This window comes from Alcanivorax sp. 1008 (assembly GCF_020667895.1).
Lineage (GTDB): Bacteria > Pseudomonadota > Gammaproteobacteria > Pseudomonadales > Alcanivoracaceae > PGZG01.
On the sequence record NZ_JAFMPS010000013.1, the window covers coordinates 30,688 to 44,177 of the forward strand.

Here is a 13,490-nt window from a genome sequence, read left to right on the forward strand (position 1 = left end):
TTCCACATGGAAATCGGCACTTCCAGATTGTTAACCACGTGCAGCATGGCAATGGTCAGGATATAAGCACCGAAAAACCAGTTGGCAACATAAATGTGGGAGGTAGTCCGGCGAGCCACAGTGGTAAAGAACACCACCGCATAGGAAACCCATACCACCGTGATAAGAATATCAATTGGCCACTCGAGTTCGGCGTACTCCTTGGCGGAGGTCAGGCCAAGCGGCAGAGTAATTGCAGCCAGCACGATAATTAGCTGCCACCCCCAGAAGGTGAATGCTGCCAGCTTGGGAAATGCAAGAGTGGTTTGACATGTTCTCTGCACTACATAATAAGAAGCTGCAAACAAGGCCGATCCACCGAAGGCGAAAATAACCGCATTGGTGTGCAGTGGTCGCAAACGGCCAAAGCTAAGCCAGGGGATATCAAAGTTCAGTGCCGGCCACGCCATTTGCGCCGCAATAAGCACCCCAACCAGCATGCCAACAACGCCCCAAAGAATGGTGACAATGCTGAACTGCCGGACAACGGTGTAATTGTAGTCAATGGGGCCGGGAGAGGGTGTCTGGGTCATCGGTCTTCCCTTGTTTGCCAGTAAACGCCCTTGCGACTGCGAGGGCGCAGGGTGGGGCGGTTGCAACCCTACCGTGCGAACTTGCCGAGAACCTTGATATAGGTCAACAGGGCCAGCGCTGGCGCGGATTATCGCTGTTTAATCGGCAGGATTCGACTGATTAAATGCATACATTGAGCTGGTTGGCGACAGACCAACCAGTCAGCAGGCAGTGAACAATGCGGGCAACGAACAGATTACAATTCGCGGCTTGCCAAGAACTCGCGCACAGCACTCAGAGTTTGCCCCGGTGCTTCTTCATGCGGGACATGACCGACGCCCTCAAGCATTACCAGCGTACTATCCGGAATGTCCTGATCCATTAACTCGCCAATGCTCGGTGGAATCAGGCGATCCTCATCACCCCAGATCAGCAGTGTCGGCATGGCGAGTGTGGCGGCGCGCTGCCGGGCATCCTCCCGGAATGTCATCTGGCTAAATCGCTGGGCCAGTGCCCGGCGGTTACCTTCGCGCAAGGTAAGCTGGTAGTAACGCTCCACCAACTCATCCGTAACCAGTGAAGGGTCGCCATAGACGTCTCGAACACTGGACTCAATCATGCTGCGTGGTAGCAAGCGATCCATCAAAGGTGCCATTGCCGGAATCTGGGCAAGGCGAAACCCGAGTGGCATTGACTCTGCCCGGAAGGGATAGCCAGCGGAATCCACCAGCACCAGTGCGGCAACTCGGCTCGGCGCTAACAGTGCAGTTTCCATAGCAATCTGCCCGCCAAGCGAATTGCCCGCCAGTACGGCGCGCTCTATGCCTCTGGCATCCATGACCTTGAGAACAAATGCGGCATAGCGCTCAGCACTGTAATCGTTGTCTGGTGCCGGCCCGGTCAGGCCGAAAGCGGGTAAATCGAAACGCAGCACGCGGCGGTCTGCGCTCAGGTCATTTGTCCATGCGTCCCAAGTGTGCAGGCTCGCAGATGTGCCGTGAATCAGCACTATAGGGTTGGCGTCTGTCTGCTGGCCCTGATCCCGGATATGTACCTGCATACCGTCGATTTGAATAAATTCAGACGGGGCTTCGGCCCAGCGCGCTTTAAGCTGCGCCAGTGGCAAGTCTGGCGCCCAACTTGAACCAATAGCTACTGCCACGGCGATAACAATCAAAATTGCAGCAGCGGAAATCAGTTTGGTCATTCTGGTTCTCCAGATCGTTTTTGGGGAGGCGGCACAATACCTGTAAAACTCTGTCAGCGGCACCCCGCTGGCCCACCACGGTTACTTCGCATAATGTATATTATGTTAAATCATTGAAATGAGGTCAGACTCTCGGCGAGCCGGTGATTCAGCCTGCCCTGTTTTGACCGTGACGGAATGACAACATAGCTAATGTCGATGCACCGAGCATGGCAATGCCCAGAGGCAGCAGACTGTGATTGTGCAGCGAGGTCATGATCATGCCAGTGATGCCTGCGAGGAAAAACTGCAGACTGCCATTGATGCCCGTGGCAGCTCCGCTGTCATGGGGAAAGTAATGGGTAAAACAGGCAATGGCATTCGGGATAATCATGGCAACGCTGCCGGCAGCCAGCATAACCAGAGGCACCAATAGCCAAAGTGGCGGCTGGCCAAGCAGTATGATCAGCAGCAACAGACTGGTCGAGGCAAATAGCTGGATTGCCAAGCCGGCTGCCATCAGGCGAATTGAGGCAAAACGTCGCAGTAACAGCACGTTAAGGCGGTTAAATAGAATCATCGCAACCACGTTGATTCCAAACAGCAACGGAAAACGGGTTTCAGGAACCCCGTACAGGCGCAGATAGACAAAAGCCGAGTCGGTGATAAAGGCAAACAGGGTCGAGAACGCCAGTGCATTGGCGGCAATTATCGGCATGGCCTGCCGGTGCCGGAGCACCCTCGCCCAACCCCGCGCTACGTCGCGCAGACGGCGATCCATGGCCACAGGGCTATGGGTCGGCATTACCCGCCATACCCAAAACATCATCACCAGGGCATATCCCGCCAGAGCGACAAAGATCATTGGCCAGCCAAACCGGGTCATCAGCAAGGCACCGGCTGCCGGAGCCAGTAAAGGGGCGATCAGCATTACCAAGCCGATACTACTTAGCACCCTCGCCGCCTGCTGGCCATCAAACCAGTCCCTTACTGAGGCCGCGGCGACCACCACTGTGGCTCCGCCGCCGAGAGCCTGAATCGCTCTGAGCAGGTCCAGCTGCCAAAGCGCGGTTGTCTGGCTTATTAGTAGACTGGTCAGGGCGAATAGCAGTAACCCGGCCAGTGCCACTGGCTTGCGGCCAAGGTGATCCGACAACGGTCCACCGAAGAGCTGGCCGACAGCTGTGCCAATCACGTACAGGCTGACCGAACGCTCTACCTCTGTGACCCTTACGCCATAGCTGTCCGCCATTGCGGACAGCGCTGGCAGATAGGTGTCGATGGCCAGTGGGCCAACAGCAATAAGGGGACCAAGTGCCAAAGCAAGGCGCAGATGGGTAACGTTAGGCGATGGAGTGTTGCGCACCAGATCTCCGGGAAATAAGGGGGGTATAAAGCAGGTCGTCACCCAGAGTAATAAAATACTTTAATAATGTACTTTATATGATTGTTTTTAAACATAAAATACGGCCGACATGGCCAGAATATAACCATCCGCCTGCCCTGTGCTCGTCAAGGCTCTGCATAGCGCCCTGACAAAAACCGCCAGCTCTGCCACCTTCGCGGATATGACAACCGACTCTTCACGCACTAATCTGAGCGGTAAAACTATAACAAAAGATCGGGAACATGGGCGTTCGACAATTACAAAAGGAAAGGACACGGCAGGCGTTTATGCAGGCGGCGCTGGATATGGTTGCAGATGACCGGTCGTTCACCAGTATTAGCCTGAGAGAGATTAGCGCCAAGGTCGGCGTGGTACCTACGGCCTTCTACCGCCACTTTCCTGATCTCGATAGTCTTGGCGTGGCGATCGTGTCCACGGTATTGCCAGCATTGCGACAGGAGCTCAAACAAAGGCGCCAGAAAATCCGCGACTCCGCCACATTAGTGGAAGATTCGGTTAACACCTATTTCGACTATGTTCTGGCCCACCGCAAGGAATTCGTTTTTTGCGGCCGGGAGATTACCGGGGGCTCGAAGACAATTCGAACGGCACTGCGCCTTGAGGTATTCACCTTTAGCAGGGAGCTTGCTGACGATATCGCCGGAATCAAGCAGACCCAAGGACTTAGCGACGATGACATCTTTGCCATGGCGGACTTGATGGTCAGAGCCATTCTGACCACAGCGCAGGATTTGGCAGGCATCAGTCAGTACCCGGAAGCGGTGGAAACCCTGAGAAAGCGCACCATCAAACAGATCCAGATGGTTGTGATCGGTGGTGAGCATCTGCGCTCTTCGGGCAGCGAATCCAGAATATAGTCCTTGTCCGCCAGACCCTCACCCCTGCCTGACTGCCCTTACCCGCAGCACCCGGCCCGGCTCCTGTAGCTGCTGAAGCCAGGTGCGCATGGATTCCATCGATCCGGCTAATGTCCAGGGAGGGTTAAGAACAAACATGCCGGAGCCATACATGCCTGCTCCGGGCGGACGAACGCAGAACTCGGTTTGCAGCAGCGGGCCCTTTGTTTGTCGTTCAACAGCCTGAACGAATGGGTGATGAGCCCCCCCTGCAAGCAGCGGGTACCACAGTAAATAAGTGCCAGTCGGCCATTTTTCTTCCGCCTTGGCCAGCGCTTCCGGCACGGTGCGGTATTCATCCTTGACCTCGTAGCTGGGATCGATCAGCACCAGTCCGCGCTTTTCTGGCGGTGGCACCAGTGCAACCAGAGACTCAAGGGCATCTCGATGATGTATATGAACCCGGGGATCCGAGGCAAAACGGGCTTTTAGGGCTTCATACTCCCGCGGATGCAGTTCGTTAAAGATCAGCCGGTCTTTGGAACGGGCCAGATCAGCGGCGATCTGAGGGGAGCCGGGGTAAAAGCGCGGCGGCCAGTGATGGGCTGCAGCCCGGCGGACAACCTCACGATATGGTGCTGCCGCTTCAGGCCAGGCAGTATCGGGCAAGGCGCCTATGCCTCTTTCAGCCTCGGCAGTCTTTTTTGCCCGTGCATCAGCCAGATCATAGAAGCCGGAGCCGGCATAGACATCCACCACTGCCAGTGGCTTGTCTTTTTTTAGCAGATAGTCGAGCACCAGGCAGTAAGTCAGGTGCTTGTGAACGTCAGCAAAGTTGCCGGCGTGAAAACCATGTAGGTAGCTGAGCATCAGTAACGCTTCGGGTATCCCGTGATGCGGCGAATATTACGGTAAAGAGGCGCCAGACGCCCGTACAACGGACGATAAACCTCGCTGTAGAGCCGGTCATACAGCTTGACCGCATCTGGATCCGGGGAAAATGCCCTGCCCGGCCGCGTCATCGCAGCCACGGCGACGCCGTGATTGGGATAACAACCGGAGCCCACAGCTGCGTTGATCGCCGCGCCGAGGCCGGAGGTTTCCCATGTGTGCGGTCGTTCGGCACGCAAGCCGAAAATATTTGCGGTGATCTGCATGATCTCGTCGCTCTGCGAACCACCACCGGAAACCCGCAACTGACGAATGGGTATGCCGTTACGTTTTTCCAGCCGCTCCTTGCCTTCGCGCAGCGCGTAGCCTATGCCTTCGATAATCGCCCGGTACAGGTGCGCGCGGGTGTGTACATCACCGAAGCCGATAATGGCGCCCTTCGCTTCTGGTCCGGGATATTTCACGCCCGGGTTCCAGAAAGGCTGCAATGTCAGACCCATGGCCCCTGGTGGTGACTCACGCAGTAGTCGATCAAACAACTGTTCGGCGGCGACATTCAGGGTTTCCGCTTCTTGAACTTCGGCAGCGGCAAACTCGCGCTTGAACCAGTTCACCATCCAATAGCCCCGTTGCACGATGATTTCCGAGTTGTAATGATCGGGTAATGCGGCTGGATATGGGGGCACAAACGGCATTGGCTCGACGTATCTGGAATTGCAGGTATTAAAGGTGGCTGTGGTGCCGTAACTCAGATTCCCGGTGTCAGGTGTCAGTGCGCCGCTGCCGAGTACTTCGCAAGCTTTGTCTGCACCGCAGGCGTAAAGCGTCAGTCCTTCAGGGATACCAGTATCGCGTGCGGCCTGATGGTTTATTACGCCGAGCGGTTGGCCGGCAGCTACCAACGGCGGCAGCTGCTCTCGCTTAACCGTCAGAGCATGCCATTTTAGATCCAGCGCTCCAGCCCAGTCCTGTTTGCGAAAATCAAACGGGATATAGCCCACCTGAGAGGGAATAGCATCAACCAGCTTTCCGGTCAGCTTCATAGTCAGGTAGCCGGAAAGCAACGCGTAGTGTTCGGTTTTTTTCCAAACCTCCGGTTCATCGGCGGCAATCCAGTTGCACTCAGCCTTGCTACGGAACTGGCGCAGCGTTTCACCCTGACCAATGGCCGTTACCGCAAGGTTCAGCCAGGTCGGCAGTGGTGGAAAGGTGCTGGTACGACGCTGGTCTAGCCAGATTACCGCCGGGCGTAATGGCTGGAGCTCCCTATCAAGGCAAACCACCGAGGCGCGCTGGGTTGTCAATGAGGCGGCAATTATTCGTGACTGCAAATCTGGATAATTTAACCACAGGCCCTGACAGGCACGACAAAGGTTTTCCCAGAAGTAGTCGCAGTCCTGCTCGGCCCAGCCAGGATGGTCGGCACGATAGGGTTCGATATGCACCTGATGCCGAGCCACTAGTTCGCCACGTAAATCGAATAACATGGCGCGAACACTCTGGGTGCCTTGATCAATGGCCAGCAGCAGGTCCTGGCTCATGACATGCCACTCATGCTGCGTCAGCCACGCTATTATTGGCCTGCGGCACGCTGTAGTAACGCTCGACTATTTGCAGATAGCGGGAAACTTCCGCGTCCCACTGTGCCCCGTTCCAGCCAAGTTGCTGCTGACATAACGATTTGATATCGCCAAGCACCGCCTTACCGCCCTGCTCCAACAAGTTTCCAATACGAGTACGGCGCAATAAAAGGTCGTCCAGGTGAACCACCATTTCGTTGTCCAGCACCCAGCGCACCTGATCAAGCAATGCATTGCCGCTGGGTAGTGCGGCAAGTGGATGGCCAAGACGATGCGGCGGGTTAACGGCGAAGTGGAACATGCGCTCCTTCGGTGTCTGGTTGGCCCTATGATCGCTGGCTTCAATCAGACCAGCGGCCAGTAATGCATCCAGCGCAATCAGCCGGAAGGTGGTCAACTTGCCGCCACTGACAGTAGTGACTCCATCGTGGGACCAGACCGCATGATCACGGCGCTCCTTGGAGGGATCAATGCCCTTGCCAGAGGCGATGATCGGTCGCACACCGGCCATGGTCGAAATAATATCGCTGTCTTGCAGTGCAACCTGCGGGAACTGACTGTTAGCCAGTTTGAGCAGATAATCGACTTCTGCGCGGGTGCAAACCGGTTCAAATGACAGGTCATCACGATGATCCAGATCCGTGGTGCCGATACAGGTTCTGCCTTCCCAGGGAAACACGAACACGGGCCGACCATCGTCCGGATGTAGAATGGTCAGGCAGTCGGAAACCTGCAGGCGCTCGGCCGCTACGAACAAATGGCTGCCGCGTTGTGGGCGCACCTTTTTTTCCGTACCAGACAGTCGGTCGGCCCAAGCGCCGGTGGCGTTAATTACATGACGAGTGCGAAATGACAATGCCGCACCAGAGATCAGATCCGTTGCCGATAATTGCAGCACATCACCGTCTCGCTGAATCTTGCCAACTTCAACATAGTTGCAAGCCCGGCCGCCATGGCCGCAGCCCTCATGCAACACTCGCGCTACCAGCCGACTGTCGTCGGTGAGAGAGTCGGTATACCTCATGGCGCCGACGAGGCCATTACTGTTAAGACCTGGCACCAGTTGCATCAGCTTGTCCATGGACAGCCAGCGGTGATCCCGAATTCCGGCAAGAAAATCGTAAAGCCATAGAACAGCTTTCATTGGCCAGCGGCCGGGGAACTTTCCGCGCCGAACCGGAAATATATAGGGCTGGCGTACCACCATATCTGGCAACTCTTGCAATAGACGTTCGCGCTCCAGTAAGGAATGACGAGTCAAACGGATATCGCCCTGGCCGAGATAGCGTAACCCGCCATGAACCATTTTTGATGAGCGGCTTGAAGTGCCCCAGGCAAAGTCGCGCTGCTCGACCAGCAGTACACGCTGCCCCCGGCGTGCAGCCTCCAGAAGCACTCCAGCACCAGTGATACCCCCACCGATGACAATCAAGTCCCAGGTTTCCGCTGTCAGTTCGGACGGATTCGGGCGCTGACCAAGCATGTTATTTCTCCTACAGAACTACTCTTCCAGCAAGCAGCCGGGATTCATTTGTTGGGTCGGATCGAAATGCCTCACCAGAGTATTGAGCACGGCTATGCCCTGCTCTGTTTTTTCATGTTTTAGCCAGGGCGCGTGGTCTCGACCGACACCATGCTGGTGGCTGATTGTGCCCCCAAGGGCCACAATCGCATCACTGGCCGCCTGCTTCATCTGCGCCCATCGTGCTTTGGTTTCTCCATAGGATGGCGCGCAAGGGAACACATACGTGGTGTAAATACTGGAACCCTGCGGGTACAGGTGTGACAGATGGGTAAAGACATGTACTTTGCCATCATCACCGCAGTTGTCGCGAATTGCTTGCTCGATATTGGCAACCATTTCTGGAACGCGGTTCCAGTCGACAGCTGTTTCCAGAGTATCCACAGCATAGCCGTGCTCCCACAGCCCATGGCGAAGATAGGGAGAGCGAAAGCGTGACTCTTCCCATTTTTTACCCAGCAGTGTGCCGACATGAACCCCACCGGCTGCACGAATACGACGCTTGGCGTCGGCCAGATTCTGCGAACAGGCGCGAGCCTGTCCGGTCACGCCAAAGGTAATCATGCATTTGCTGTCAGCAATGCCGCGTAATGCCAGATATTTCTCCAGCCAACCGACCAGCTTTTCGTGCCCTGCCAGTTTCAAGTGAGAACGCGTTTCCTCCGCATTAGACAAACGCAGCATCGACAACGGAAGTTTCGCTTGAGCCATGGACCGCACCAGCTCCACTGCGGTACCCCAGTCCGGGGCGAAGGCGACATGGAACTCTTCTTTTTCCGGCAATGGCGTGACGCGTACCTTTACTTCGGTAAGCACGCCAAAGCGCCCTTCACTACCCATCACCATTTCGCGCAGGTCTGGACCGGCACTGGAAGCCGGGATTGTCGGTATGACAAGCGTGCCACGGGGTGATTCGAGTCGGCCACCGGCAAACATCTGCTCGATCCGCCCATAGCGCATGGATTGCTGGCCGCTGGATCGGCTGGCAATCCAGCCGCCGACCGTGGAGAGCTCCCAGCTTTGCGGAAAATGGCCCAGCAGATAGCCTTTCTCGCGTAACTGTTGCTCCAGTGCGGGCCCAGGGGTGCCGGCACCGAAAGTGGCGATCTGGCTGACCGGGTCCAGATCAATCAGTTTATTCATTCTTGCCAGTGACAGGGTCAGTACCGGAGCCTCCACTGCTGGCGGATTGATGTGGCCGGCTACTGAAGTTCCGCCACCGTAGGGGATCACCACAACGTCGTTGGATAACGCCCAGTCAAGTAGCTCGCGCACCTCGGCGCTGGTCTCCGGCTCGGCGACGCCATCGGGAAACGGTCCCATCTCGCCACCACGCATGGCCAGCCAGTCCGGCAGACTTTGCCCGCGCGCATGTCGCAAGCGAATTTCTGCATCAGTGCGGATCAGTGTGTGGGCCGGCAAACGAGATGCGGGCACTTGAGCCAGCACCTGCTCCAGGGAGGTGTCCGCCAGCGCTGTTGCAACGCCAAGGCGCTGCTGCAGAAAAGCCAGCCCCGATGGCTTGAGTTCGTATTCGTTGGCCTCGTCGCCCCAGCCATTCCAACGTCGCATGCCGTACTCCCGTGTTTTCGACAACCACACATTATTACCTGCGCGGATGCTAACTGTTGCGAATCCCAACTTCACTGGCGCCGGCTGTCAGCATATGGACATTTGGGGACACAGCGGAAGCCCCATGGCGCACAAAGTCATCCCGGTGACCACAAACACCTTGTCTTGTGCAGCTATAATGCAGTCCTTTGCCAGTTGGAAAAACCATGCATAAGATTCGTCCAGCCAGCCAATCTGATTTAAGCGCTCTGGCTGCGATGTTGGCGCGGGCATTTAACAACGACCCTTTTTGGCGTTGGATAGTTGATGGCCAAGGGGATTATCAGTCCCGCCTATGTGGTGGCTTCGAAGCACAGCTACGGCATATGGCATTACCAGGTGGGCTAGTATGGTGTGGAGGTCAGCATCAAGGTGCGGCGCTGTGGTCCGCACCCGGCCAGTGGCAACTGGGTGTTTTACAGCAATTACGTTTCTTGCCTGAGTTCGTCCGCATGACCCCATGGCAACGTCTGTGGAAGGTCAGTCGTGCCATTCAGGCCGTACAGGAAGCTCATCCAAAGGTTCCTCATTACTATCTTCAGGTGCTTGGTGTTGACCCTTCTCATCAGGGTAAGGGCTGGTCGCGACCGCTCATTGAAACCGGCCTTGCTCTGGCGGACCGATATGCTCAGCCGGCATATCTGGAAACCGCTGAACAAAGCAATCTATCCCTCTATCGCCGTTATGGCTTTGAAGTGACTAAAACGCTTGGCGATATGCCAGGCAACCCGCCACCTCTGTGGTGTATGTGGCGGGAGCCAAAAGGCAGTGCTTGATACTGGTTAGCTGGCTTTAGCATCCTTGTACTTGGCCGGGTCGGTGGTGTACTCCGCGTGACCATAATTAACCAGCAGCTGATTCAGCCGGCGAATTAGCAGCTGGTCCGCCACCCAGCCGGCCACCGGCACTCGCTCAATCAGGGAAAATGCCGTCATCTGCGGCAGGATGTACAGGTTGCTTGCTGCGAAAAACAGGTAGTCCTTGATACCAGGTTGCACGCCCATCCGCTTGGCCTTCTGCTTTTCATCTCCAATCAGAAATACCCGGCTGAAGAACACCTTGGAAAAACTTTTTTCGAAGCTGTTGTAAACACGATTGCGCAACGATTGATCCGGTGGCAGATAGGCTGACATGGTGGAACGCACTAGTGCGCCACAGGTTTCATCGTCATAGCCGTCACGCAATGTGCCGCCGTAGGTCATCATGGCGTTGAAAATTTCCCGCGGCGAATCCGGCAGCAGATCCTCGGGCAAACCAAGCAAATAGCTCTGGTAGCGGCACAGTTCGACAATGGCGCGCTCGTCCCGGGTAAATTCCTTGCGACCTTTGCGAATTACTTTAAAGGCTGTAATAAACGCCGGCATTGTGCCGGCAGGCATCTGATCGACCTGTGGAATCGGAATGCCGTAAACGCTGACATCCCATACCTTTGAGCGCTTGAGGATATTGAAGCGCACCATAGAGTGCATCAGTCTCACCATGGCGGCGGCTTTGAACCCGGTACCGAAACGCTGCAATGCACCGGGCAGGGTCGCAGTGGTAAAAAAGCTGGCGGTTTCCTTGACCCGCTGCACCGATGACTCATCCGACAGAGTGCCAGTCAGAGCCATGGGCAAACCCGAGTACTTGTTCATAAAAGTTGCAACAAAGGCGCCGCGAATGGCGAATGGGGCCAGATTGGCCATGGCAATACGGCTGACCCGGGCACCCTCGTTAACCAAGTCCATATCGAGCCACTCCGGGATGCGCTCCATGGACTGAATAAAGTCGATCAGCTCCTGCGGTGCGCCGTCGACCTTGTCGACTCCCTTATCGCAAGCATCGGTGAGCATGCTGATCAATCGGCGGAAGCCGAATTGAGGAATCAGTGCGGCATAGGCGTCGGCCACAGTATCGCCGAGCATAGTGTAGGCCCGGGCCCGCTCAATCCGCTCCCTATCCGCCAGCAGGTTAGGCCGGTACTTGCGAGCAAATCGGCCTGGCAAGGCGCACTCATCACTGGGGTCGTCAGTGAAGCGTTCCGGGGTAATGCTAAAGTCCACATCTCCATAAAGAGATGGAATCAACGTTTTTTGGGCGGCCACCTTGGCTCGCAGTTCCTCAAGGGACATAACCATGGCTGAATACCGTTATCACAGATAGACACACAGTAGTCAGCCAGTCCGATGTTGAGCAATGGGCAGATCACTCACCGCTTTGACCTTCCGGGTCAGTGGGTAAACATCAACGCCCAAGAAGTCGACGGCGCCAGCCAGGCAGTTGTTGTGCTGCGCGCTTTACTTTCAGGCTCTCAATCATCGACTCAATGCTGTCAGCAGTTCTATTGCGCAGCTCCCACAGTGCCTCCCGATCATCTTGGCGGCCAGCATATTCCAAGGTACTTATCGGCTTGCCAATCATGAACCAGAAGGGTTCGGGGCGCGGCAGCATGGTTGGGCCAAGCCCCTTGGCAACGGGCATAAAAGTATCGCCGCCGCGCAGCAGCGTGTTCACGCGCGGGTGGCCAAGTAGCCAGCGCCCTGCCCGGCTATTCTGAAAGTCGTCGCCATCGAACAGAATGGTATAAGCCTCATCACAGCCCACCGAGGCGAACGGAATAACGTCGTAGCCGTGTTCGATGGCCATACGGGCGAAGCCGGTCCGCTTCTTCCAGGTCAGCCGGTTGATCTCGCTACGTCGTTTGGCAACTTCGCGAGCTCCGCCGGGGAATACCAGAATGTGCTGGCCTGCCTGCATCAGCCGGCTGCAGTTCTCCCGCGTTCCCGGCACCGCGCCGTAACGAATCAGCATGTCACCCCAGCCGGGCACATCAAAGTGGAAATGATCTCCGAGGCTGCGCGGATAGATACCCGTCTTGCTATACAGGGCGCTAGCAAATAGTGGCGAGTCAACCACGCCAAAAATGGCGTGGTTGCCGACAAACAGGCCCGGGCGACCTGGAATGATATTCTCCGCACCAAGCAGTCTGGGCGTGAAATACCAGCGCTGGATGGTCAGCATCCGGCGAATACGGCCCGCTGATGGCGGGCGGTAATCCTCAAACTGAATCGGTGTACGGACTTTCATGCAACCTCTGCTGACCTTGTCAGCTATCGAAGTGGTCGAGTTTACCATTCCATGACACAGTCACGGTTCCCCAAAGGTGACAAAACGACTAGGCTTGGTGGTCAGTTGCGGCCAGATGATGCGCCGTATTGCGCTGGATTATTCAGAATTTTATGTTTCCCAAGGAGTTCCCATGAAGAAGCTCGCTCTTGCTGCCCTGGTTGGCAGCGCCGTTACCCTTAGTGCCTGTACTGTTAATCCCTATACCGGCGAAAAACAGACTTCCAAGGCGGCAACGGGTGCGATGATCGGTGCCGCTGCCGGTGCGCTGATCGGCATCGCTACCTCCGACAACTCTAAGGAGCGCAAAGAGCGAGCTCTCAGGGGCGCAGGTATTGGTGCCGTAGCCGGCGGCAGTGTCGGCGTTTATATGGACGTTCAGGAGGCCAAGCTACGGGAAAAACTGTCCGCCAGTGGTGTTTCGGTGACCCGCGATGGCGACAACATCATTCTTAACATGCCCGGCTCCATTACCTTCGACAGCAATCAGTATGTGCTGCGCGAGTCGTTTATGCCGGTGCTGGACTCAGTTGCCGAGGTGCTGAAAGAGTACAAGTCGACCATGATTCAAATAGGCGGCCACACGGACAGCACCGGAGCAGACCAGTACAACATGATGCTGTCGCAGCAGCGTGCGCAATCAGTAGCCAATGCTCTCAGCGGTTATGCGGTCGAGTCGGTGCGCATGGATGTGGTCGGTTTTGGAGAAACTCAGCCAATTGCCAGCAATAGTACGGAGAGTGGCCGAGCGCAGAACCGCCGTGTGGAACTGATTTTGTTACCCTTCACTCAGTAATCT

General features: G+C 56.2%; 12 protein-coding genes. 3 read left to right on the forward strand and 9 right to left on the reverse strand.

What is annotated here, in order from left to right; translation table 11 throughout:
* The 3 genes from J1C54_RS13105 to J1C54_RS13115 form a co-directional block, all read right to left on the reverse strand.
* Positions 1-572: cbb3-type cytochrome c oxidase subunit I (locus J1C54_RS13105; RefSeq protein WP_229148615.1), on the reverse strand; the 572-nt coding region annotated here is incomplete at its 3' end.
* A 236-nt stretch (positions 573-808) separates the two neighbouring features.
* On the reverse strand, positions 809-1,759 hold the full coding sequence (locus J1C54_RS13110; RefSeq protein WP_229148616.1) for an alpha/beta fold hydrolase: 951 nt from the start codon (positions 1,757-1,759) through the stop codon (positions 809-811).
* A gap of 148 nt (positions 1,760-1,907) precedes the next feature.
* Positions 1,908-3,104, reverse strand: coding sequence for a Bcr/CflA family efflux MFS transporter (locus tag J1C54_RS13115; protein WP_229148617.1), 1,197 nt, complete (start codon positions 3,102-3,104; stop codon positions 1,908-1,910).
* A gap of 263 nt (positions 3,105-3,367) precedes the next feature.
* Here J1C54_RS13115 and J1C54_RS13120 point away from each other — a divergent pair, with 263 nt between their 5' ends.
* Entirely contained in the window at positions 3,368-4,003 is a 636-nt protein-coding gene (locus J1C54_RS13120) for a hypothetical protein (protein WP_229148620.1), read from the forward strand.
* An 18-nt stretch (positions 4,004-4,021) separates the two neighbouring features.
* On the opposite strand, the gene J1C54_RS13125 is transcribed toward J1C54_RS13120, so the two are convergent.
* From J1C54_RS13125 to J1C54_RS13140, 4 genes are read right to left on the reverse strand one after another with little or no spacing between them, the layout of a single operon-like run.
* The gene (locus J1C54_RS13125; RefSeq protein WP_229148622.1) at positions 4,022-4,852 is read right to left on the reverse strand and encodes a 23S rRNA (adenine(2030)-N(6))-methyltransferase RlmJ; all 831 of its coding nucleotides are present in this window, start codon (positions 4,850-4,852) and stop codon (positions 4,022-4,024) included.
* Positions 4,852-6,414 carry an FGGY-family carbohydrate kinase gene (locus J1C54_RS13130; protein ID WP_229148624.1) on the reverse strand — a complete coding sequence of 521 codons (1,563 nt, stop codon included), beginning with the start codon at positions 6,412-6,414 and terminating at the stop codon, positions 4,852-4,854. Before J1C54_RS13130 ends, J1C54_RS13125 begins: the two co-directional genes overlap by 1 nt.
* Positions 6,415-6,424: 10 nt before the next feature.
* Positions 6,425-7,936 carry a glycerol-3-phosphate dehydrogenase/oxidase gene (locus J1C54_RS13135; RefSeq protein ID WP_229148628.1) on the reverse strand — a complete coding sequence of 504 codons (1,512 nt, stop codon included), beginning with the start codon at positions 7,934-7,936 and terminating at the stop codon, positions 6,425-6,427.
* Positions 7,937-7,954: 18 nt separating this feature from the next.
* Entirely contained in the window at positions 7,955-9,547 is a 1,593-nt protein-coding gene (locus J1C54_RS13140; protein WP_229148631.1) for an FAD-binding oxidoreductase, read from the reverse strand.
* Positions 9,548-9,753: 206 nt separating this feature from the next.
* Here J1C54_RS13140 and J1C54_RS13145 point away from each other — a divergent pair, with 206 nt between their 5' ends.
* Positions 9,754-10,362: a GNAT family N-acetyltransferase gene (locus J1C54_RS13145; protein WP_229148635.1), complete on the forward strand. Its 609-nt coding sequence runs from the start codon at positions 9,754-9,756 to the stop codon at positions 10,360-10,362.
* Positions 10,363-10,368: 6 nt separating this feature from the next.
* On the opposite strand, the gene J1C54_RS13150 is transcribed toward J1C54_RS13145, so the two are convergent.
* Both J1C54_RS13150 and J1C54_RS13155 read right to left on the reverse strand, forming a co-directional pair.
* The gene (locus tag J1C54_RS13150) at positions 10,369-11,703 is read right to left on the reverse strand and encodes an oxygenase MpaB family protein (RefSeq protein WP_229148639.1); all 1,335 of its coding nucleotides are present in this window, start codon (positions 11,701-11,703) and stop codon (positions 10,369-10,371) included.
* A gap of 106 nt (positions 11,704-11,809) precedes the next feature.
* Complete coding sequence (locus J1C54_RS13155; protein ID WP_229148641.1) at positions 11,810-12,652, reverse strand: lysophospholipid acyltransferase family protein; 843 nt, start codon at positions 12,650-12,652, stop codon at positions 11,810-11,812.
* Positions 12,653-12,824: 172 nt separating this feature from the next.
* Between J1C54_RS13155 and J1C54_RS13160 the strand changes: the two genes are divergently transcribed.
* Positions 12,825-13,487, forward strand: a complete 663-nt coding sequence (locus J1C54_RS13160) for an OmpA family protein (protein WP_229148644.1) — start codon at positions 12,825-12,827, stop codon at positions 13,485-13,487.
* The last annotated feature ends 3 nt before the right edge of the window (positions 13,488-13,490 follow it).